The organism is Cohnella sp. OV330, assembly GCF_900112065.1.
In the GTDB taxonomy this organism is placed as follows: domain Bacteria; phylum Bacillota; class Bacilli; order Paenibacillales; family Paenibacillaceae; genus Cohnella.
The window spans coordinates 91768-112965 of sequence record NZ_FOKE01000001.1 but is presented as its reverse complement, the minus strand read 5'-3'; the positions used below and the strand labels follow the sequence as shown (position 1 = coordinate 112965).

The window sequence follows — 21198 nt, the reverse complement described above, 5'->3', positions numbered from 1 at the left end:
AAACGCTTCGCGCGCCCTAGAAAATTGCCTTTTTTTGCATTTTCGGGCGGCGATATGGCGCCTGCTCCTTTCAATCCCAGTCCCAGGTAGGGTATAATGCTTGGCATGACCATTTTACGATACGCTTTAACATAAAGGAGATTCCATGAACTTCAACGACCTTAAGCTCAAGCCGGCGATACTCAAAGCGCTGAGCGAAGAAAATTATACGACGCCTACGCCGATCCAGGAGCAAGCGATTCCCGTCGTGCTCGCGGGCAGGGACCTGTTCGGCTGCGCGCAGACGGGCACGGGCAAGACGGCCGCGTTCTCGCTGCCGATGCTCCAGCTGCTGAGCGAACAGCAAAAGCCGCCGGGCAAGCGCCGGCCGATCCGATCCCTAGTGCTGACGCCGACCCGGGAGCTGGCGATCCAGATTTACGACAACGTACGCGCATACGGACGGCACGTCGACATCCGCAGCATCGTCATCTTCGGCGGAGTGTCCCAGAAGCCGCAAGAGGAGTTGCTCGCGCGCGGCACGGATATCGTCATCGCCACGCCGGGCCGGTTGATCGATCTGATGAATCAGGGCTTCATCGATCTGTCCCACGTGCAGATCCTCGTGCTCGACGAAGCCGACCGGATGCTCGACATGGGCTTCGTGCACGACGTGAAGCGCATCATCGCGAAGGTGCCGCAGAAGCGGCAGACGCTGCTGTTCTCAGCGACGATGCCGACGGAGATCACCAAGATGGTGCAGACGATCCTCGTCAACCCTGCCAAGGTCGAGGTGACGCCCGTATCCTCAACGGCCGAGCGGATCGAGCAATGCGTCTATCTGGTGGACAAGGCGAACAAGCAGACGCTGTTGCTCGACCTGTTGCGCGACAAGAAAATCACGTCTGCGCTCGTGTTCACCCGCACCAAGCATGGCGCCGACCGCGTCGTCCGCCATCTGGCCAAGTCGGGCGTCTCCGCAGCAGCCATTCACGGCAACAAGTCGCAGAACGCCCGGCAGAGCGCGCTCGCCGGCTTCAAGAACGGCACCACGCGTATCCTGGTCGCGACCGATATCGCGGCGCGCGGCATCGACATCGACGAGCTGCCGTACGTCATCAACTTCAATCTGCCGAACGAGCCGGAGACGTACGTGCACCGTATCGGCCGTACCGGCCGCGCGGGCCTGAGCGGCATCGCGATCTCGCTCTGCGAGGATGAGGAGCTCCCGTACCTGCGGGATATCCAGAAGCTCATCGGCAAGAAGATTCCGGAGATCAAGGGACATCCGTACCCGTTGGGCTCCGCGCCGGCCGAACCGAAGGACGAGGCCGACCAGCAGCGCGGCGGCGGACGCGGACGTCAAGGCGGCGGCCGTCAGGGCGCCGGCCAAGGCGGACGGGCCGAGGCCGGACGCGGCGGCAGCGGAGGCGGCCAGGAAGCGGGTCGCCAGGGCGCAGCCGGCGGCAGGCAGGAAGCGGGTCGCCAAGGCGCAGCCGGCGGCAGGCAGGAGAGCGGCCGCGGTGCACGGCCGGAGGCGGGACGCGGCGGCCGGTCCGACGCGCCGCGCGGCGAGAGCCGGCCGGGCAGCGGCGCCGCACGCGGCCAAGCGTCGGCGGGCCAAGGCGGTCGCGGCGGCGCAGCCCCGCAAGGGCGCGCGGGCCAGGCGCAGGCCGGTACCGGGCGCCAGCAGCCGGCAGGCCGGCCCTACCAGGGGCCGCGGCCCTTTTCGTTGAAGGCGCAGCCGACGGATACGCGCCGCTCTTAATGGCGGAGCCAATAGCAGGAGCGCGCGAATAGGAGCGGCATGCATGACAGTGCCGCTTGCTTGCTCCAATCGCCCCAGCCGCACGTATCCTGCAAATGTGCGTGATACGGCGGTCGCGGTGACTTGCGCGAGGGACTATCCTGTAAATCTGCACGATGCAGCGCCGATTCTTACCGGAAATACCTGATTGCTGACTTGTATCATGCAAATTTGCGCGATAGACGTGGCCCAATAGATTGCCGGGTTGCCTATCGCGCACTTTTGCACGATACCTTTCGAAGGAATGTCTTGCGCGACCCATGGTCGATGCGGGACATTCCTTTTTGCCATGTTCCGTAGCGGCTATCCTTTCGCCCAAGAAGGCTCAACCGGAAACAAACCGTGTCCAATCTCAACTTCCATCGACTAAAAAGTCTCCACTAGCAACAAACCGCGTCCAACCGCAACTTCCATCGACCAAAAAGTCTCAGCTAGAAACAACCCTCGCCATTCCGCCGGCCCCTACGCGAAAGAAGTCTCAACCAGAAACAAAACCATGCACAACCGCCGCTCCCATTGCGTAAAAATCTCATCCGGGATTAAACCGACCATTTACTTGACCGGATATTTTCCCGCGGGGAAGCGGCTCCCTTCTTTGATGTTGACCGCCCGCTGCCGATAAAGAGAAGAGATTGGGACAGAGGAGAGACATACACAAATGAAAAAACGGTGGTTGTGGTTGATTATCGCCTTCGCGGCGCTCGCATTCGTCTTGCCGTCGGCGGGCGCGGGCGTCCAGACGGCCTCAGCGGCGACGGTGCCTGCCAAAGGCTTGATCTACGTGGACGCGCAAGGAAGATCCTATATCGCGCTCCGTTCGCTGGATGGATTCGCGGGCGGGCGGCTGGTATCGAGCGAGGGCGGCCGCATCGTGACGCTATCGCTAGGCGAAAATGCGACGCTCGCCATGTCGTCCGGCAGCGCAGCCGCGATGCTGAACGGGGCCCCCGTGACGCTTAAAGCTGCGCCGATCAATAAGGGCGGGAGCCTATACGTCCCGTCGTCCGCGCTGGCCTCGGCATTCGGATGGTCGGTGCAATGGGAGCGGGACGTCGAAGCGGCGCAGCTGCAGGCGCCGGCCGGCGAGACCTTGAGGCTGCCTGTCGCGAGAGGAACGCATCCCGCGGACACGAAGCCGGTGGAGCAAGCGTCGAAGCGATTTAAGATCGGCGGCAAAACCTTCGCCGCACAGGTCGTTACCGTCGCGCTGCTGCATCCGGCCGTCCGCCTCGACACGGTGCTCGCCGGGGACAAGATCGGCAAGGTCGAGGAACTGGGCAGCATGGCGAAGCGGGCGAAGGCGAGGGTCGCGATCAACGGCACTTTTTTCGACGCCTATACCGACAGCGACTACAAAGCGCCGTACGGCTACATCGCCGGGGGCGGCAAGTTGAAGAAGAACAGCCCCGGAGACAAGCGGGCGACGTTTCTGTATAACGCCGATCAGCTGGCAGAGATCGTCCCCGGCCTCTCGTTTATGGATCGTTTTAATCAAGGCCGCGTGGAGGGGGCTGTGCAAGCCGGACCTCGGCTCGTCGCGAACGGGAAAATCGCGCTCGATGTCGCCGGCGAAGGCTTCAAGGATCCGAAGATCCTGACGAACGGCGGCGCCCGCAGCGCGCTTGGAATCACCCGCGACCATCGGCTAATCCTGCTCACGACGAGCGGCGCTACGATTCCGCAGCTGGCGGAGATCATGAAGCAGGCCGGCGCCTGGCAGGCGATGAACCTGGATGGCGGCGCTTCGAGCGGGTTGTGGATGGGCGGCAACTACTTGACGAAGCCGGGGCGATTGCTCAGCAACGCGCTCGTGGTGCGAGTCGGCTAAACGCCACAAAAACAGGCATGATATCCCCCTGGCGGGGCGATCATGCCTGTTTTGTATTGGCGTCAACCCCGTACCTAATCTGGCACCAAACCTGGCACCAAACCTAGCGTCAAGCAGCCGCCTTCGCCCTGGCCTTCGGAACGCCTGCCGGGCTCGGTACGGCGATGCGGAAAATGGTGAGCGCGACGATGAGTCCGGCGGTTGCGATATACGTCCATTTCATCCAGGGCTGGCTCGAATCGGTGCCGAGGAGCAGCCCATGGACCAGGCCCATGAAGAAGCCGGGGAACGCGAGAAAGTGGATGGCGCGCCAGTTTTTTTTGCCGAGCCGCTTCATCATGTCCGACGAAGCGATCAGGACGAGCGTGATATAGAAGCTCAGCGTGCCGATCCCCATCAAGTAAGGATGGGTGCGCGCTGCAAAAGGGACGAGCAGCTCCAGCGGGCTGTATCCGACGTACTTGTCGAACATCAGCACCGATCCGTGCAGGGCGCCGAACAAGAAGCCGAACCAGCCGGCCGACTGGTGAAGAAAGAGCGCGCCGGCGCGGGTTTTCGGCCCGAACAGCTTGAGGCTCGTCAAAATGCCGGCGCCAGTCGATACGAACAACAGCAGGTAACAGGTAATGCCGGCCGCGCGGGTCGTCGTCCACACGGTCAGCCAATCAGCCAATCCGTTCATAGCTGGCACGCTCCTCCATGACATACGTATCCAGATCGCCGCCGTAGACGAGCGCGCCGTCGTTCCGAACGCCGATCATCGCGCAGCGGGGGTTCGCCCGTTCAAGCCATGCCGGGCCTTGTTCGGCGCCGAGCAGCAACGCGCATTTGGCGTAGACTTCGGCCATGACCGCATCGGGCGCGAGCACGGTCACCTGCGCCAGGTCGGTACGCGCCGACAGCCCGGTACGCGGATCGACGATATGATGGCGCATGCTGCCGCCCTGGTCCTGCCAGCGGCGCTTGACCGCGCTGCTCGTCGCGATGCCGGCGCCTCTGCGAAGCGTCAAGCCGGTCGCATCCCGCTCGGGGCGCCAAGGGTCCGCGACGCTGATTCGCCAGCCGTCGGGCGGACAGCCCCAGAGGATCAGGTCGCCTCCGGCGCCGACCGCCCCGATCCGGACGCCGTCCTGCCGGGCCAGCTTCGCTAAATGCCGGGCCGTCCAGCCCTTGGCGATGCCGCCGAGATCCACTGCAACATCCGGCCGCAGCCGGATCGCGCGGCTGCCAGGGTCCAACGCTGCGGCCGAGAACCCGGCCTTCGAATCCGGCATCCTGCCGGCGAATTCTTTCGCATGCGGCATCCTGCTCCCGAGATCTTTCGAATCCGGCATTCTGCCGCCGATCGCGTCCGCTTCTGTGCCGGCAGCGATGCTCGCCGTGCTTTCCTCCGCTTCGGCGGGGCTCAGCCGCTCGAAGCTCTCGTTATACCCGAGCCGCTCCATTAGCCTGCCTAAGTATGGATTGAACAGCCCGCCGGTCTCGCGATGATAGCGATCCGCCTCGGCGAGCACCTGATAGAGCAGCGGCGTCGCCAGGAACGTTTTGCCCGCCGCGCGGTTCAGCCTCGACAGCTCGCTGTCCGGCAGGAAACGGCTCAGCTGCGCTTCGGCGAACGCGAACCAATTTCTAGCTTGCGCGCGCCAGCGAGCCGGCAGACCCTGCATGGCGATCGTCGTATTCATGGCACTAAAGCTGTCGTTATCGATTTTCGCCGCCTCCTCGCGTTTGAAATGTGCGTTATGATGCGTGGGTCCGCATGCTGCCTTGGCTATCCGACGGAATCTGGCTTTGCGTACCGCTGCTGCCGTTGCTGCCCGAGCCCATGTCCCCGAATCTGCCTCCGCCGCGGCGTCCGAACCCGCCCGTCTGGCCATCGTTCGTTTGACCATCGTTCGTTTGGCTCTGCCATTGGTCGGTCACCTGATCGTCGCCTTGCGCGATGGAACTGCCCGATTGGCTGCCCGCTTGACCGGCCGTCGTGTCCGAGACGGTCTCGCCGTTGGCCGATATCAATCCGACGAATCCTGTAAATAAAGCGACGCCCGAAAGCCCGACGATCCATTTCATCCACTTTTGCTGGGCCATATACGCCCTCCTCTTTTATAAAAGCCTGTAGGCTTGATCGATGATAAAACCCATTATGCGCCGTCAACCTTAAACGCCATTTAAACGAGACTGAAAGTTGGCTGAATAAGCGGGCGAAGCCTGGCGATTTCCGGCTGAAGACCGTCTACGCAACGCGCGCGGCTTCCATTACAATAGAAGAATCACGGACGAACGGGTGAAACGGATATGACAGACGCAGCGTACATATGGGCGCCGCTTGGCGTGGAGGAGATCGATCGGTTGTTCGAGAACTGGCAGGGGGCGTGGGGCATCGCGGGCGGATGGGCGCTGGACCTGCACCTCGGCAGGCAGAGCCGGCCGCATGACGATATCGACGTGCTGCTGCCGCTTGCGGATTACGGTTCGGTCTATGCGCGGCTGGCCGCGGATTGGGAGCTTTATTTGGCGGAAAAGGGGCGGCTGACCCGGCTCGGCGCGGCGGATCGGCTGACGGAAGAGACCGACATTTGGGCGAGGCGCGATTCGCATTCGCCATGGGCGTTTCAGCTTATGCTGATCGACGTCGCGGACGGCTGGTGGACGTATCGAAGGGAGCGGTCCGTTCGCAGGCCGGCGGCCGAGCTGTTTTTGCGATCGGAAGGCGGGATCCCTTACCTTAGACCCGAGATTCAACTGCTGTACAAGGGAGGGAGCGTCTCGCTCCGCGACAAGGATCGGAAGGATCTGGACACGATGCTCCCAAGCCTGAACGAGGGGGAGCGCGCATGGCTGCGAGACGCGCTGCGGGCTCAGTTCCCGCAAGGACATGAATGGCTGGATCGGTTGGAAAAAGAGTCGGCGACCGGAGGACGTGAAAAGGGAGTGGCGAGCGAGCGTCGCGAAGGGGCGAAGGGGCCAGGGACAGCGGAGTCGGCAGGCGGTACGACCCGGCCCTATCTGAAGTTGATCCAGCAAGCCGGCGAGGCGGACGGCGTCTCTTTCGAGACGATCACGCCGGATCTGACGTACCGCGCGCGAAAGGGCGAGGCGAGCTTCCTGATGACCGACGCGGAGCTCGGCCTTAATCCGAGCTCCGCGTCGGCGCTCGCGCTGAGCAAGTCCGCCGCCTCGGACGCGCTGCGGGCGGCGGGCGAGCCCTGCGTCGAGCATATCTTCCTGCCGCATCCGGGCTACCGGTTCGGCGGCGGGAACGCCGCTGCCTTCGCGCGAGCCGAAGCCGCGCTCGCGCTGTTCGGCGGCGACGCGGTCGTGAAGCCCGACGACGGCGCGCAGGGCCGGCACGTGTACCGCGTCCGCAGCCCGGAAGAGCTCGGGGAGGCGCTTCGCGCCGTCTTTGCGCTTGAAAGGCACGCGGCGATCTCGCCTTATCGGGAGGCGGAGCTCGAATACCGGATCGTCGTATTGGCCGGGGAAGCCCGCGTCTGGGTGGGTAAGCGGCGAAGCGGATCCTGGAAGCACAACCTCGCGGAAGGCGCGCGATCCGTCGAGGTTCCGATTGCGGTGCGAGAGCGGCTGTCGCCGCTTGCCGTGCGGGCTGCCGCTGCGCTGGACATGGTCTTCTGCTCCGTCGACATCCTCGATACCGCGCTGCACGGACCGCTCGTCATCGAGATCAATCACAAGGTCATGCTCGGCGACCACTACAGGCAGCATCCCGAGACCGAAGCGGAGCTGTCGGCGCTATACAGGGACGCGATCGCTTTGCGGTTCGAGCGCCGCTGAACGCTGCATGCCGTCGACCGCGTTTATGCAAAAAGGCCGCCTGCCGACCGGTGGACATACCGGCGGACAGGCGACCTTTTTCAATTCCGTCCGCTTGCGCGTTCGGTCTTATTGGAAGCTTCTGTTCATGCCGCCCATCGGCGAGAAATGCTGTTGCTGCTGTTGCGGGAACGAATTGAATCCGCCGAATTGCGCGTGGGACGGCTGTGATTGAATCGCTTGCTGCGACAGTTGCATGTTGACCGTTTGCTCCAGCTGACGGCAGATTTGTCCGACTTGCTGCAATTGCTGGATCGCCGTTTGGTGCCCATGCAGCGCTTGCTGGATGATCTGGGCGGCCTTGTGCTCGCGTTGAGCCAGCTCTTCCAGGCGCGAAGCGTTTTGCTGCTCCTGCTGCTGCAGTTGCTGATACATTTGGCTCGCTTGCTGCGTTTGGTTCACGAGCTGCTGGATCAGGTGCTCGCATTGGTTGATTTGGCTGGACAGGTTGATGTTGTTCATGTGGGCGATGCCTCCCGGACTTGGATTGTAAGCCGTGGATTAGCATGGCTTCGAGGGGGCGGGAATATGCAGGGTAATCTTATCGCCCGATATCCTCAAGCCCCTGCCCGTACAGCCGCTTGGCGTTGCCGATCAGCGTCTGCGTGCCGACGATGAGCGTGCAGTCGGGAAGGGGGCCGGCACGTAGCGCCTCCAGCGCATCCGCGAGCAGCGGGTACGATTCGCTGGCGCCCGGGCAATACCGCTTAGCCACATCCAGCGCGTCTTCCGGAAACGCGAGATGGCTCACGTCCGGCCGCGTTACGAGGATGCGGCTCGCTACGGCGGCGAGCGTCTCGATGACGCCGGCGTAGTCCTTGTCCTTCGGTACGCCGACGACGGCGGCGATCCGGGCGTCCGCGCCGAGCCCAAGTGAGCGCACTACGCTCGCCAGGTAAACGGCCGAGTCGCGGTGGATCGCGCCGTCCACGATCGTGAGCGGCTCGCGGCTCACGATCTCGCAGCGGCCCGGCCACTGCAGGCCGGCGAAGCAGGCGGCGACGGTCGCCGGATCCAGCGCCGCGCCCGCGATATCCTCGCAGGCTTGGACCGCGACCGCGGCGTTGTCGGCTTGGAACGCGCCGAGCAGCGGCAGCGTTAGACCGCGATAGCGCGCCCGCCTGGTGCGGACGTCGAACGTCGTTCCCCGCGCGGACATCGCGACATGCTCGGCGGCGAACGCCGCGCCCGCGAAGGACACGCGCTCGCTAAGGCTGGACGCATCCTCATATCCGTTCACCGACTCAAACGCCGGACGCCGCTCATATCCACCCGCCGCGCGCTCATCTTCATTCGCTTCATCGATCGCCGCACGCATATATCCACTCGCCGCGCGCTCATCTTCATTCGCTTCATCGATCGTCCAACGTTCATGTTTTTTGGCCGCATCTCCCTCGCCCAACTCCTCCTCGATTGCGGCAAGCGCGTCCGCGCGCTGCGCCCCGACGTATAACCGCGTGCCCGCCGACTTCACGATCCCCAGCTTATGCCGCACGATATCGCCGATGCCCGGGCCGAGCTCGCGGACATGCTCCTCCATGATCGCCGTGACGATCGCCCACTCGTTCGCGAGCACGTTTGCGTCGTCGTAACGCCCGCCCCGCCCGCATTCGACGACGTTGATGTCGGTGCCCTGCTCCGCAAACCAGCTGACCGCGATCGCCAGCGACACGCCGACCGGACCTTGGTATTCCGAGGGCCCGAGTCCGCGTTCGATCTTCGCCCATTCGGGCTCGATCCGGCGCGCCAGCCGCACGAAGTCCGCTTCCCCGATCGAACGCCCGTCGATGCGGATTCGCTCCCGGTAGTCGACCAGATGAGGAGAGGTGAACAGGCCGACCTTATAGCCCAGATGACTAAGCAGGGAGGAGACGAGACGCGAGGTCGAGCCCTTCCCTTTGCTGCCGGTCACGAGCACAAATCGCCTTCCGAGATCCGGAGCGCCCAGCAGATCGAGCAGGCGGCGGGTCAACTGCGGCATGCGGACCTGCTCGTCGCCTGCGACTACCAAATGGGGAGCCGCGCGCAGATAGGAGCGGTAGATGAGATCCTCGGCCTCGCGTTGATTGGTGATCGACATGCGTGAACGGACGCTCCTTTTGCGGTCGGATAATGGGTGGAGAGGGGAGAGACGGACACAGAATACGCTATTTGCGCGTAATTCCCGTTCCTGCTTACCGCAGCGGACACAGGAGCCGTTATCTGCCGGATGAGAGACGATAAACGGCACTTTTGGCTCGAATAACGGCCGCTCGGTCCGTTAACCGCTCCGCAAAGCGTAAATCGGACCAAATAGCGGACGCACGGTCCGCCGCCGGCCATCAATCGCTCTCTAGCCGCACTCCAGCGGTTCTCCGGCCACCAATCTATTCCGTCCATTATAGCAAAGCCTGTCGTGCCGCCATAGTGAAGCCCATGCGACGCCGAACAACCTGCCGCAACGCCCAACAACCTGCCATAGGCGCCGAACAACCTGCCGCAACGCCAAACAGCCCTCCGCTCGGCCGCGAGCGAAGGGCTTTCCTTTCCCGCAAGGCTTAAGGCTTCAGCACGACTTTGATGCAGCCGTCTTCCTTGTCGTTGAAAATCTTGTACGCGTCGCTCGCCTGGTCGAGCGGGACGTGGTGCGTCACGATCTCGGTCGGGTCGAACTCCCCGTTCACGATCATGTCGAACAGCTTCGGCATGTAGTGGATGGCCGGCGCCTGTCCCATTTTTACCGTTAGGTTGCGCTCGAACATGTGGCCCAGCGGAAACATGTTGTACAGCGCGCCGTACACGCCTGTCAGCTGGATCGTACCGAACTTGCGGACCGCGTCCATCGCGATATCGATCGCGCTGAGCGTGCCGCCTTGCAGCTTCAGCTTCTGGCCGATTTTCTCGAGCGCGTTTTTCTTGCCGTCCATACCGACGCAGTCGATGACGACGTCCGTGCCGCCGCGGGTGATCTCGCGGATGTGGAGGGCGACTTCGTCCTGCTCGTCGAAATTGATCGTTTCGACGTTGTTCATCTTGCGCGCGTGCTCGAGCCGGTAAGGAACGTTGTCGACCGCGATGATTCGCATCGCGCCCTTCATGGCGGCGAACTTCTGGACCATCAGCCCGACGGGTCCGCACCCGAGCACGGTCACGGTGTCTCCGGGCTTCACGCCGGCATTCTCGACGCTCCAGTAGGCCGTAGGCAGAACGTCCGACAGAAATAGCAGCGCCTCGTCCGGCAGCTCGCACGACTGCGGGATGACGAGGGGCATGAAGTTGCCGTAGGGGACGTGCAGGTATTCGGCCTGGCCGCCAGGGTAGTTGCCGTAGCGCTCGGTATAGCCAAGGTAGCCGCCGGAGTCGATCTCCTTAAGCGGCGGGTGGGGATTCGAATTGTCGCACTGGCTCTCCATATCGTGTTCGCAAAAATAACATTTGCCGCATGACACGTTAAAGGGAATGACGACACGGTCGCCTTTTTTGACGCGGGTTACTTCGGGTCCGACCTCCTCGACGATGCCCATCGGCTCGTGGCCGATGACCGCGCCCTTATGCGCAGGCATGCCGCCCAAATAAATATGCAGATCGGAGCCGCAGATCGCCGTGGACGTGATGCGCACGATGATGTCGTCCTTATGCTTCAGCTTCGGATCTTCGACCTCTTTGACCTGGATGTCTTTGCTTCCCTGAAAGGTTACCGCCCGCATGCTCGCATACCCTCCTTCGGCGTATTGGATTTCTGGCGAATCATTATTAAGTACCCTTTAGGATGACAAATCCAGCATGGATTAATCCGGGAGCGCGAGGGGTAAAGTTGAATATCACATGACAGCAAACGGAGGTATCCCATATGTCCATGACCGTATACGGCGTATTCGACACGAGCAAGGATGTCATCGACGCGATTCAGTCTTTGAAAATCAGGGGGCATTCCGACCACGATCTGACGGTCGTCGCGGACCGCGAAGAGTCGTGGAGCCTCGGCAACCTGGGACAAGCGGCGGATCTGGTCGAGGTGGAAGGCGCGGGGGCAGGCTCGGACTCGCTGCTCGGCAAGGTCAAGCGGATCATCAAGGCGGGCGGAGACAGCGAGCTGTCCGGCCGTCTCGAGGAGATCGGGCTCACGAACGGCGACGCGATGGAGTATGCGCCGGAAGTGGACAAGGGGCGTTTTCTGCTGCTGATCGGCCACGACAACGGGCTGGTCGACGACGTCGTTGCCAGCTCGTCCGCCGAGGATAACGTCGCGGACAGCGCGATCCGCAATCAGGCGATCGACCGGGAGCTGCCGCGTATCCTGTCCGAGGACGGACCGCTGCCGCCAAGCGAACGAATCTAAATTCAATTCGAACGACTCGACGCCACCGCTCCGGGGGCTGACGATGGGTCGACGGAGCCGCGTCCTGTAAGGGGGCGTGGCTCTTTTTGCGTACCCGCGTTATAATGAAAAAAGCTTGCAGCGCGACAAATCGCGACTAACAATGGGGTGCGATGAGTATGACACAATCCAGCGATTCGAATTCGTCCGCGTCCGCGGACAAGCCGGAGCAGAAAAAGATCAGCCTGGCGGAAGCGATGAAGCAGCGCCTGGCCCAGAAGAAGCAGGCTGCGGCGCAAGGCGGCGGACAGCAGAGCGGCTTTTCGACCGACGTGAAGCAGATGCGCAGCCAAATCAAAAAGAAGCCGAACAACCAGAAGAAACGTACTGGCGTCTAAAGCGTTCTTCGCACGGTTGGGCGCGGAAGCCCGGGGCGATTGGCGATCGGGCTTGTTTTTATTAAAACGGAAGTAGGATGATTATGGCAGATCATATGAAGCTTGACGGCGAATGGCCGGCTTTGGCTTGGCCGCTCGCACTGAAGGATGCATTGATGCCGCAGACTCGCGAATCGCTGCAAAGAATGGCGAGACTGTTGAAGATATACGATTGGGAGAACGAAAAGGACAAAGACGCGCTTGTCGGCGGGCTTGTGCCCGTGTTGGCCGACTCTGCCGCAGAATCGACGGAACTGTGGGACGAAGAACGGTGGGCGCTGATTCGCAGACTGGTAAAAAGTAACGGTCTGATGGCGGATCCGCCCGAGTCCGGCCCGGTCGCTTATTATTTGGCCGAACGCGGTATCGCGTTTCCCGGCGAGGTGAAAGGCAAGAAGTCGCTGGTCATGCCGACCGAGCTGGTCGAGCGGTTCGCCAAGCTGGAGGGGCTGTCCGGCACGCCGGCGCAAGTGAAGCGCAATACGGATCATATCAAGCTCACCCAGGGGATGCTGTACTATTACGGCGTCTTGGAGGAGACCGAACTCGAATCGCGCTTGATCGCGCTGGCTGGAGAGACGCCCGAGGACGGCCCCGACATGTTCGAGGTGCTGGTCGACGCGCTCGACTTCCGAGCCATGTACGATGTCGACGAGGATGGTCTATATGCGAACCTCGACGTCGAAGAACCGCAGGAACTGCTGCGCATTCAACAGGCGCGGGGGGATCTGCCGTACCGCGAGTTTACCAAGACCGAGCTGCTTAAGGCGGGCGAACCTGAATACGTCGAGCGGACCAAAGCGCACCAGGAACTGGCAGGGTATTTAGCCCGCGAGTACGCGGTGGACAAGCAGGAAGCGGACATGATCGCGGAGATCTGCGCGGATACGTTCAAAAACGGCAAATCGATGAGCGCGGCGTTTGAAATTTTGCAATTCGAGTTTTCGATCGAAGACGCGCAAACGGTCGAAGAGGTCGGCGCGCTGCTCGCCCGGTTGAACAACGGCACGAGGCAATGGGTGCTGAAGGGACATCGCCCGGACGAGCTCAACATGAGCGTCGGCGGCGGCGTGCCGTCCAACGTGCTGGCGATGCCGCAGCGATCGCACCACGCGGACGTCATCTCGATTCAGACCGGCCGCAAGATCGGCCGCAACGATCCATGCCCGTGCGGCAGCGGCAAGAAGTTCAAGAAGTGCTGCGGCGCCGTCGGAGACTAAGCTGCGAGCAACCGAAAAACACCCTGAAGGTCTTCCGCTCCGGATAGAGAGCGGCGGCCTTCAGGGTGTTTTGCAATATTTCATGCCAGCGTCCGCAACGCCTTTAAGCCTTAGCCTTCAACGATTCGGCTTTGGTTGCCTCCAGTTCTGCCGCTGCCTGCAGGCCTGCCTGGTTCAGCAGATTCCAAGGTTTGTTGTAGTGCGGCTGGAAGAAGAAGTCGACGAAGCCGAGCTCTTCCACGGTCATCCGGTTCTGGATGCACACCGACAGCGTGTTGGCCAACTGCGTGAGGTCCGCTTTCGACAGCACCTGCGCGCCGAGGAGGCGTCCGCCGTCCGCTTCAAAGACGAGCTTGACCAGCGCCCGTTCGTAAGTCGGCATGAACTCGGGACGGTAGTTGTCGCTGACCGTCGTCGTCCGCACCTTCAAGCCCGCGTCGATCGCGGCTTGCTCGGTCATGCCGGTCGACGCGATATTCAGGTCGAACATCCGGATGCCCGACGTTCCTTGCGTACCCATGTACTTCACGCGCGGTTCCACGATGTTCATCGCGACGAGCGTCCCCATGCGGACGGCGTTGGTCGCCAGCGGGATATAGGCGGCCTTGCCCGTCGGATTGTAGCGGATCGCGCAGCTGTCGCCGGCGGCGTACACGTCCGGGCAGCTCGTTCGCATGTACTCGTCGACGACGATCGCGCCGTTCGGAAGCATCATGACCTGGCCATTGAGCAGCTCCGTGTTCGGACGGAACCCGATGCAGAGGATGACGAGGTCCGAATCGTACGCGCCTTCGGTCGTCACGACGCGGGCGACCTTGCCGTCCTCGCCCTCGAGCGCGGTCACCGTCTGACCGAGCGCGAGCCGCACGCCGCGTTCCTTCATGTCGGTTTCGACGATGTCGGTAAACGCTTGGTCGAGATACTTGAACATGACGCGCGGGGTATTGTCGATGAGCGTCACGCTTTTGCCCAGCTGATGGAACGCTTCGACCAGTTCGACGCCGATATATCCCGCGCCGACGACGGTGATCCGCTTGGCGGTGGCGGCTTTTTCGATAATCGTCTGGGCGTGCGCGTAGTTTTTGCAGAGCAGCACCCGCTCGAGATCCATGCCCGGCATCTGCGGGACGATCGGCCACGAGCCTGTCGTAACGACGAGCTTGTCGTAGTTGTCGACGAGTACCTCTTCGGTTTCGAGATTGCGGACGGTGACCGTCTTATATACCGTGTCGACGGCGAGCACGTCATGGCGCATCCGGGTGTTCACGCCGAGTTCGGCGAGCGTGTCGGGGTGGGCGTAGAACAATTCCTCCGCGTTGCGCACGACGCCGCCCACATGGAGCGCGATGCCGCACGACAGGAACGAGATATTATCATTGCGCTCATACACGGTAATTTTAGCGTCGGGGTAACGTTTAGCCATTTGGATGGTGGCGGCAGTGCCGGCGTGAGTGCAGCCGATAACGACGATTTTCATAAGGAAGTCCTCCTCGGATTCGTATATTGTGATTAAATTCACATACTTTATTGGAAGGGGGGCGAAGATCTATATCTACAGGATACAAATCTTCGCCCGACTAGGTTGTGATTTAAATCACAATGTCTTGTTGAATCCAATATACGCCACCTTCGAACGGAATGCAATAGGTATAGTGAAAATAATCACAAAGTTTTTGGGTTGTAAACTTCGCGATCGTGGAGACTTTGGATTGGGGTTCGGGTTTGCGCGCAACGCCGATTCGGAAGTCGTACAACGGGGGGTTCCTGCGAGAACTCTAATTGCACGCTGGCCGGCAACGAAAACCCGTATCCTGCAATAGTGCAGGATGGAGAGGCGCCGTCGTTTGTCGTTCGGAGCTATCGCGCAAATGTGCATCATTCAGGGGCGGAGTTATGCGACGAGGGCCTTATTCGAGCATGTATCATGCAGATTTGCGCGATAGATACGCCAAAACCGGTTTGTCGGCTCGCTATCATGTATTTTTGCACGATGGGGGGGATGGGTGCAGGGGAGTTGTGAGGCGGTCAGTAAATACGGCGAACCCGCGACCGGCCGCCAAGCGCGCGACGGCCTCCACCGCGCCCGCGCCGGAACCGCACAAAAATGTGCGGTTCCGGCATCGCTCCGCGCGTTAGGCCCCACGGACCAGTGCGCACATGCAAGAACCGCACAAAAAATGTGCGGTTCCGCCCCGCGCCGCGCGTAGGGCCCCACGGGCCAGCGCGTACATGCAAGAACCGCACAAAAAATGTGCGGTTCCGCCCCGCGCCGCGCGTAGGGCCCCACGGGCCAGCGCGCATGTGCAAGAACCGCACAATAAATGTGCGGTTCCGGCATCGCATCTGCTATTTGATCTGCCGTCTAGTCACTTCGGCTGCTCTGGCGGCGCTTCCGGGGGCACCGCGTCCGGCTTGACGTCCGGCGGCACGGCGTCAGGCTTGACCTCGGGCGTCGGATTTTGCACGATCTCGGGATTCGGCACGACCGGCGAGATCTCGGGAGAGGTCGGAGGCGTGATCTCCGGCGTACCCGGATCGAACTGCGGCAGCTCTGCGGCATAATCTCTATATTCGGACATAGGGCAGCACTCCTTTTTTGTAGCTTGGTCTCCATTACCCAATCGCAGGGCAGCCTTAACGGGATCAGGGACAACAAACATTGGCACTTAGGTCTAATGACGGCGGGCTTGGCGCTGTGATATGCTGAATGAAATAATACGGCAACAGGGAGTTTGACACGCGATGGAATTTGCGAGAGCTTCATCTGTATTCAACGCGATGGAACCGATCGTCGTGAGTTTCTTCGAGGAGCATATTCTGCCCAACTATCCGTTGAAGTGCAGCTGCGAGAAGTGCACGACGGACATCATCGTCCTCACCTTGAACCATCTCAAGCCGCAGTACACGTCGACGCAAGCCGGCCAAGCCTATATCAAGGCGCTCTATATGAACACCCAAATGCAATCGGACGTTTTGCAGGAGCTCGCGCGCTCCGTGCAGATCGTGGAGTCCAAGCCGCAGCACCAGCCCGCCGAATAGCCCCGAACCGCCTCGAAGGCCCGCCGTTCTCGGGTCTTTTTTGTGCAGCCTGCACGGTACGAACCGCATCCTTTCCCGCACGCATGCTCCGGTTTGCCGCATTCGGGGTAATACATAAGAGGATTGAGGCTCCCGGCCTCAGCCATAATAAGGAGACGATCCGAACAGAAGCGAGGGGACCGACGATATGGCGCTTACCGACGAGCAGCGCATCACGCTTCACGGGTTCAACAACCTGACGAAGACGCTGAGCTTCAATATGTACGACATCTGCTACACCAAGACCAAGGAAGAACGGGAGGCGTACATCGCCTACATCGACGAGCAGTACAACTCCGATCGGCTGACCAAGATTCTGAACGCGGTGGCGGAGATCATAGGCGCCCACGTGCTGAACACGGCGAAGCAGGACTATGTGCCGCAGGGGGCGAGCGTGACGCTGCTCGTCTCGGAGGGACCGATCGTGGAGGTGCCGACGGAATCGTACGAGGAGTCGCCCGGCCCGATGCCGGCCAATGTCGCGTTGCAGCTCGACAAGAGCCACATTACCGTGCACACGTACCCGGAATATCATCCGAGCGAGGGCTTAAGCACGTTTCGCGCGGACATCGACGTCTCGACTTGCGGCGAGATCTCTCCGCTCAAGGCGCTGAATTATCTCATCCACTCGTTCGACACCGACATTATGACGATCGATTACCGGGTGCGCGGGTTCACGCGGGACATCAACGGCCACAAGCTGTTCATCGACCACGATATCAATTCGATCCAGAATTACATTCCCGATGGCGTGATCGAAGCGTATGATATGATAGATGTCAATGTATACCAAGAGCATATCTTCCACACGAAGTGCAAGCTGCGCGAGTTCGATCTCAACAACTACCTGTTCGGCTACACCAAGGACAAGCTGAGCGAGGCCGAGCAGCAGGAGATCGCGGAGCGGCTGAAGATCGAGATGGACGAGATTTTCTACGGGAAAAACATTCGTTAGGCGCAAATGGCGAGGGGGAGCTGCGATGGGACTTAGAGAGGACGCGGCAAGGCTGAAGCAGGATATCGAAGACGAGCAGAACGCCAAGCTCCGGATCGCCCTGTTCGGGCAGCCGGGCTCGGGCAAATCGTCGCTCATCAATCAGATCGTCGGACAGCCGGTCGCGCGCACGGGCGTGACGACCGACACGACGGTCGAGGCCCAGGTCATCGCGCACGAGGAGCTGCTGCTCGTGGACCTGCCGGGGTACGGAACCTCCCGGTTCCCGCCCAATGAATGGATGGACCGGTTCCGGCCGGAGGAGCTGGACCTGTTCCTGTGCGTGTTCGCGGGCAAATTCCACGAGGCCGACACCGCCTTCTTCAGGGAGCTGCGGGAGAAGGGGCGGATCTGCCTGTTCGTCCGCAACAAGCTGGACGATCTGTGGGAGGACGGCCGCACGGCGGAGGAGCTGCAGGCAGAGATCGCAGCCGACGTGGCGCGCCAGATCGGAGAGCCGCAGCAGGTGTACTTCGTCAGTTGCCGGACCCGCGAGGGCTTAAGCGAACTGGTGGACGGGATCAAGGCGGCGCTCGAGCCCGCGCTGCAAGAAAAGTACGCGCGTTCGGCGAAGGCGTTCAGCCTCGCGCATCTCGAGGCGAAGAAGGAAGCTTGCGAGAAGTCCGTATACAAGTACGCGGGGCTTGCCGCCGCCAACGGTCTCAATCCGGTGCCCGGCGTGAACGTCGGGGTCGACATGTCCATCATGTACAAGATGTTCGCCGAGATCCGGGCCTCTTACGGGCTCACGGATGAGAAGGTGAACAAGCTAATCCCCTCGCTCCTGCCGCTCGGCAAGCGGGTGCTCGATTACGGCACGAAGGAGGGCATTATGCTGCTCCTGAAGAAGTTCGCGGGCAAAAGCGCGTCCACGGCCGTCGGCCGCTTCGTGCCGATCGTCGGCCAGGCGATCGCGGCCGCCGCGGGCTTCGGCATGACGCTCGCCGCCGGCAAGTCGTATCTGAACGACTGCCACGAGCTGGCGGAGCGCATCCTGGAGCGGGAGCTCGGAATCGAGCGCCAGCCGTGAGCGCGAAGGCCAGGCGCGCGGGAGGCGGCGCGGGCGCGGAGCCGACGGTGCTGGAGCGCAATCTAAAGCGGCTCGCTTCGGAGCTCGCCGTCATTCCGCGCCGTCGCAAGATCGCGATCCTCGGGCAGCCTGGCGCGGGCAAATCGGCGCTGCTCGATCTGCTGACGGACCGGGGTTGCGTGCCGAGGCCCGTCGTCGGTCAGCGCACGGACGCGACCTCTTGGGCGCATGACCCGAATGCCGCGCTGATTCCTGCGTGCGGAGAAGCCGTCTTCGTCGATTCGCCCGGCTATGGTACGGCCGCGCATCCGGCGGAGACGTTTTTTCGTCTGTTTCCGTATCGGTCGTTCGATCGTTTGTTGCTCGTGTTCAAGGATAAGCTGCATGCCGCGGACGACCGGCTGCTGGCCGGCATCGCGCGGGCAGGACTCGCGGAGCGGACGATGCTCGTCCGCAGCTTCGCCGACGGGCTGCTGCCCGAGGAGCGGGAGCCGCTGCGGCGCGAGCTTGCCGGACGCTTTGCCGGACCGATCGTATTTTACAGCGCCAGGGATCGCAGCGGATTGGACGAGATCGAGCGGTTCGCGCTCGGCCCGCCGGCTTCCTGAGATTCGTATCGCTTCTGTCGGGGTATGATCTAGACAATCGTCCGCGCATGGCGGACATGCGTCTGAAGTTGTCATGCCAAAGGAGCGACCGGGATGGATAGGGATCGGACCCTGCTGGCGCGCAAAGAACGGCTTTGGTACGTAAACCGGCTAAGCGGCGGACAGCCGAGTGCGCTGGTCGCCCCGGATGGCGGGCAATCGCGGTTTTTGAATGGTTTTGCCGGGCGGCTTCGCCCGGCTCTTTGCGTTCCGCCGCGTCGCTTTTCGCATCCAAGTTTTCCATGGGAATGAACGTCCAGGCGAGCACGCATAATACAGGAAGATCGGCGCGGCGGCCCGCGTGAGCCGGACCGCCGCGCCCGAACCTTCCCCGAAGGAGGATGAACGATGGACGAGGGCGGTCTCACGCTTCATACGGACAAGTACCAGATTAATATGATGTATGCCCATTGGGTACAAGGGACGCTTAACGAGCGGGCCGTGTTCGAAATTTATTTCCGCAAGCTGCCGTTCGGCAACGGCTATGCCGTCTGCGCCGGCCTCGAGCGCATCGTCAGGTACATCGAAGCGCTCTGGTTCGGAGAACGGGAGATCGAATACCTTCGGCAGCAAGAGGAGAATTATGCGCCCGGCTTCCTCGAAGCGCTCCGCTCCTTCCGCTTCACGGGCAGCCTGCATGCGATGGCGGAGGGGACGCTGGCCTTTCCGAACGAACCGCTGGTCCGCGTCGAAGCGCGCCTCTTCGAAGCGCATCTGATCGAGACGGCGATGCTGAACTTCCTTAATTATCAGACGCTTATCGCGACGAAGGCTTCGCGAATCCGGCAGGTCGCGCCGAATGACCTGCTCCTGGAATTCGGCACCCGACGGGCGCAGGAAGCGGACGCCGCCGTATGGGGTGCGCGCGCGGCCTATCTCGCGGGCTTCCATGCGACGTCGAACATGCGGGCCGGCATGCTGTTCGGCATCCCGTCCAAGGGCACCCACGCGCATGCTTGGGTTCAGGCGTTCGGCTCGGAGGAGGAGGCATTCCGCAAATACGCCGAGGCGCTCCCGGATCAAGTGACGCTGCTCGTGGATACGTACGATACGCTTCGCAGCGGCGTGCCGAACGCGATCCGGATCGGCCGGATGCTCGAGGCCGCCGGCAAGCGGATGGTCGGCATCCGGCTGGACAGCGGCGACTTGGCGTACCTTTCGCAGCGGGCGAGGGAAATGCTGGACGACGCGGGGCTCGCGTACGTCAAGATTACCGCTTCCAACGATCTGGACGAGCACATTATCGACAACTTGAAAAGCCAGCGCGCGCGGATCGACGTCTGGGGCGTCGGCACGAAGCTGATCACGGCCGCCGACCAGCCTTCGCTTGGCGGCGTGTACAAGATGGTCGCCATCTCCAGGGACGGCTACTACGAGCCCGTGATCAAAATCTCGGCCAATCCCGAGAAGGTGACGACGCCCGGCCTGAAGGACGTATACCGGATCATTGGCCGCGACACGGGGAAGGCGGAGGGCGATTACATCGCCCTCAAAGACGAAGAAGACATTCGCGAAGGCCGCCGGATCAAGCTGTTCGACCCGGTGCATCCCTATATTCACAAATATATCGACCGTTACGAAGCCGTACCGCTGCTGAAGCCGGTGATCGTCGATGGCGAACGGGCTGGGCCGCTGCCTTCGCTCGACGAAATTCGCGATTACCATGACGAACAGATCGCTCAATTTTGGCCGCAGTACTTACGGAAGCTTAATCCGGAGCTATATCGGGTCAATTTAAGCGAAAAAGCTTGGAAGCTGAAGATGGATTTGATCGCCAAACATACGCAAAGTGACCAAATGTAATTTCCAGTTACGTACAATATATGGTAACTGACATGCCGATGACATGTAATAGGCTTGTGGACGGAGGATTGTGGATAAATCACAAAAGAATTCGCTTTCATTTATCACTTTCCATCGGTAAAGGGAAAACGCGTTAAAGAATAGCCGCTTTTATACGCTAAATCGTGTAAAAATTATTTCAACGTTTGATTAAAAAATGTGCAAATAATCATAGATTTATTAATAATCTTGCTTTATAATCGCCTAG

The 21198-nt window shown here is 61.4% G+C and carries 19 protein-coding genes; 11 read left to right on the top strand and 8 right to left on the bottom strand.

Going from position 1 to position 21198, the window contains the following annotated elements:
• Positions 1–145: 145 nt before the first annotated feature.
• Entirely contained in the window at positions 146–1747 is a 1602-nt protein-coding gene (locus BM235_RS00555; protein WP_090108592.1) for a DEAD/DEAH box helicase, read from the top strand.
• Positions 1748–2444: 697 nt separating this feature from the next.
• Positions 2445–3614, top strand: coding sequence for a phosphodiester glycosidase family protein (locus BM235_RS00550; RefSeq protein WP_090108591.1), 1170 nt, complete (start codon positions 2445–2447; stop codon positions 3612–3614).
• 109 nt (positions 3615–3723) lie between these two features.
• Here the strand turns inward: BM235_RS00550 and BM235_RS00545 are convergent, their stop codons facing one another.
• The 3 genes from BM235_RS00545 to BM235_RS31880 are packed head-to-tail and all read right to left on the bottom strand — an operon-like array spanning position 3724 to position 5702.
• Positions 3724–4296: a ferric reductase-like transmembrane domain-containing protein gene (locus tag BM235_RS00545; RefSeq protein ID WP_090108590.1), complete on the bottom strand. Its 573-nt coding sequence runs from the start codon at positions 4294–4296 to the stop codon at positions 3724–3726.
• Positions 4280–5299, bottom strand: coding sequence for an FAD:protein FMN transferase (locus BM235_RS00540; RefSeq protein WP_158543633.1), 1020 nt, complete (start codon positions 5297–5299; stop codon positions 4280–4282). The genes BM235_RS00545 and BM235_RS00540 overlap by 17 nt, the downstream gene beginning before the upstream one ends.
• A 55-nt stretch (positions 5300–5354) precedes the next feature.
• Positions 5355–5702: a hypothetical protein gene (locus BM235_RS31880; RefSeq protein ID WP_158543632.1), complete on the bottom strand. Its 348-nt coding sequence runs from the start codon at positions 5700–5702 to the stop codon at positions 5355–5357.
• A 207-nt stretch (positions 5703–5909) separates the two neighbouring features.
• Here BM235_RS31880 and BM235_RS00535 point away from each other — a divergent pair, with 207 nt between their 5' ends.
• Positions 5910–7406 (top strand): ATP-grasp domain-containing protein, encoded by a 1497-nt coding sequence (locus BM235_RS00535; RefSeq protein WP_090108588.1) that lies wholly within the window; start codon positions 5910–5912, stop codon positions 7404–7406.
• Between the two features lie 108 nt (positions 7407–7514).
• Here BM235_RS00535 and BM235_RS32420 read toward each other — a convergent pair whose 3' ends face one another.
• The 3 genes from BM235_RS32420 to BM235_RS00520 all read right to left on the bottom strand — a co-directional run bounded on the left by BM235_RS32420 (position 7515) and on the right by BM235_RS00520 (position 11131).
• The gene (locus tag BM235_RS32420; protein ID WP_255373998.1) at positions 7515–7907 is read right to left on the bottom strand and encodes a hypothetical protein; all 393 of its coding nucleotides are present in this window, start codon (positions 7905–7907) and stop codon (positions 7515–7517) included.
• Between the two features lie 79 nt (positions 7908–7986).
• Entirely contained in the window at positions 7987–9525 is a 1539-nt protein-coding gene (locus BM235_RS00525) for a bifunctional folylpolyglutamate synthase/dihydrofolate synthase (RefSeq protein WP_090108587.1), read from the bottom strand.
• Between the two features lie 457 nt (positions 9526–9982).
• The gene (locus tag BM235_RS00520) at positions 9983–11131 is read right to left on the bottom strand and encodes a zinc-dependent alcohol dehydrogenase (RefSeq protein WP_090108586.1); all 1149 of its coding nucleotides are present in this window, start codon (positions 11129–11131) and stop codon (positions 9983–9985) included.
• Positions 11132–11274: 143 nt separating this feature from the next.
• Here BM235_RS00520 and BM235_RS00515 point away from each other — a divergent pair, with 143 nt between their 5' ends.
• The 3 genes from BM235_RS00515 to BM235_RS00505 all read left to right on the top strand — a co-directional run bounded on the left by BM235_RS00515 (position 11275) and on the right by BM235_RS00505 (position 13399).
• Positions 11275–11763: a general stress protein gene (locus BM235_RS00515; RefSeq protein WP_090108585.1), complete on the top strand. Its 489-nt coding sequence runs from the start codon at positions 11275–11277 to the stop codon at positions 11761–11763.
• A gap of 158 nt (positions 11764–11921) precedes the next feature.
• A complete protein-coding gene (locus BM235_RS00510) occupies positions 11922–12140 on the top strand; it encodes a hypothetical protein (RefSeq protein ID WP_090108584.1) in 219 nt (72 codons plus the stop codon).
• Between the two features lie 83 nt (positions 12141–12223).
• On the top strand, positions 12224–13399 hold the full coding sequence (locus BM235_RS00505) for a YecA family protein (RefSeq protein WP_158543631.1): 1176 nt from the start codon (positions 12224–12226) through the stop codon (positions 13397–13399).
• A gap of 103 nt (positions 13400–13502) precedes the next feature.
• Here the strand turns inward: BM235_RS00505 and BM235_RS00500 are convergent, their stop codons facing one another.
• Both BM235_RS00500 and BM235_RS00495 read right to left on the bottom strand, forming a co-directional pair.
• Positions 13503–14876, bottom strand: coding sequence for an FAD-dependent oxidoreductase (locus tag BM235_RS00500; protein ID WP_090108582.1), 1374 nt, complete (start codon positions 14874–14876; stop codon positions 13503–13505).
• 889 nt (positions 14877–15765) lie between these two features.
• Positions 15766–15978, bottom strand: a complete 213-nt coding sequence (locus BM235_RS00495; RefSeq protein WP_090108581.1) for a hypothetical protein — start codon at positions 15976–15978, stop codon at positions 15766–15768.
• Positions 15979–16141: 163 nt separating this feature from the next.
• On the opposite strand from BM235_RS00495, the gene BM235_RS00490 reads away from it, so the two are divergent.
• From BM235_RS00490 to BM235_RS00470, 5 genes are all read left to right on the top strand, one after another.
• Positions 16142–16438, top strand: coding sequence for a late competence development ComFB family protein (locus BM235_RS00490; RefSeq protein WP_090108580.1), 297 nt, complete (start codon positions 16142–16144; stop codon positions 16436–16438).
• Between the two features lie 187 nt (positions 16439–16625).
• Positions 16626–17432, top strand: coding sequence for an adenosylmethionine decarboxylase (gene speD, locus BM235_RS00485; protein ID WP_090108579.1), 807 nt, complete (start codon positions 16626–16628; stop codon positions 17430–17432).
• Between the two features lie 25 nt (positions 17433–17457).
• Positions 17458–18501, top strand: coding sequence for a GTPase family protein (locus BM235_RS00480; protein ID WP_090108578.1), 1044 nt, complete (start codon positions 17458–17460; stop codon positions 18499–18501).
• Positions 18498–19109, top strand: coding sequence for a GTPase domain-containing protein (locus BM235_RS00475; RefSeq protein WP_090108577.1), 612 nt, complete (start codon positions 18498–18500; stop codon positions 19107–19109). The genes BM235_RS00480 and BM235_RS00475 overlap by 4 nt, the downstream gene beginning before the upstream one ends.
• A gap of 387 nt (positions 19110–19496) precedes the next feature.
• Positions 19497–20951: a nicotinate phosphoribosyltransferase gene (locus BM235_RS00470; RefSeq protein ID WP_090108576.1), complete on the top strand. Its 1455-nt coding sequence runs from the start codon at positions 19497–19499 to the stop codon at positions 20949–20951.
• Positions 20952–21198: the final 247 nt, after the last annotated feature.

Excerpts from the sequence above, each read along its gene's own strand:
- BM235_RS00470 (WP_090108576.1), top strand. The coding sequence starts at position 19,497 with ATGGACGAGGGCGGTCTCACGCTTCATACGGACAAGTACCAGATTAAT.
- BM235_RS00550 (WP_090108591.1), top strand. The coding sequence starts at position 2,445 with ATGAAAAAACGGTGGTTGTGGTTGATTATCGCCTTCGCGGCGCTCGCA.
- BM235_RS00520 (WP_090108586.1), bottom strand. The coding sequence starts at position 11,131 with ATGCGGGCGGTAACCTTTCAGGGAAGCAAAGACATCCAGGTCAAAGAG.
- BM235_RS00480 (WP_090108578.1), top strand. The coding sequence starts at position 17,458 with ATGGGACTTAGAGAGGACGCGGCAAGGCTGAAGCAGGATATCGAAGAC.
- BM235_RS00535 (WP_090108588.1), top strand. The coding sequence starts at position 5,910 with ATGACAGACGCAGCGTACATATGGGCGCCGCTTGGCGTGGAGGAGATC.
- BM235_RS00495 (WP_090108581.1), bottom strand. The coding sequence starts at position 15,978 with ATGTCCGAATATAGAGATTATGCCGCAGAGCTGCCGCAGTTCGATCCG.
- BM235_RS31880 (WP_158543632.1), bottom strand. The coding sequence starts at position 5,702 with ATGGCCCAGCAAAAGTGGATGAAATGGATCGTCGGGCTTTCGGGCGTC.
- BM235_RS00510 (WP_090108584.1), top strand. The coding sequence starts at position 11,922 with ATGACACAATCCAGCGATTCGAATTCGTCCGCGTCCGCGGACAAGCCG.
- BM235_RS00500 (WP_090108582.1), bottom strand. The coding sequence starts at position 14,876 with ATGAAAATCGTCGTTATCGGCTGCACTCACGCCGGCACTGCCGCCACC.
- BM235_RS00515 (WP_090108585.1), top strand. The coding sequence starts at position 11,275 with ATGTCCATGACCGTATACGGCGTATTCGACACGAGCAAGGATGTCATC.
- BM235_RS00525 (WP_090108587.1), bottom strand. The coding sequence starts at position 9,525 with ATGTCGATCACCAATCAACGCGAGGCCGAGGATCTCATCTACCGCTCC.
- BM235_RS00490 (WP_090108580.1), top strand. The coding sequence starts at position 16,142 with ATGGAATTTGCGAGAGCTTCATCTGTATTCAACGCGATGGAACCGATC.
- BM235_RS32420 (WP_255373998.1), bottom strand. The coding sequence starts at position 7,907 with ATGAACAACATCAACCTGTCCAGCCAAATCAACCAATGCGAGCACCTG.
- BM235_RS00540 (WP_158543633.1), bottom strand. The coding sequence starts at position 5,299 with ATGAATACGACGATCGCCATGCAGGGTCTGCCGGCTCGCTGGCGCGCG.
- BM235_RS00505 (WP_158543631.1), top strand. The coding sequence starts at position 12,224 with ATGGCAGATCATATGAAGCTTGACGGCGAATGGCCGGCTTTGGCTTGG.
- BM235_RS00555 (WP_090108592.1), top strand. The coding sequence starts at position 146 with ATGAACTTCAACGACCTTAAGCTCAAGCCGGCGATACTCAAAGCGCTG.
- speD (WP_090108579.1), top strand. The coding sequence starts at position 16,626 with ATGGCGCTTACCGACGAGCAGCGCATCACGCTTCACGGGTTCAACAAC.
- BM235_RS00545 (WP_090108590.1), bottom strand. The coding sequence starts at position 4,296 with ATGAACGGATTGGCTGATTGGCTGACCGTGTGGACGACGACCCGCGCG.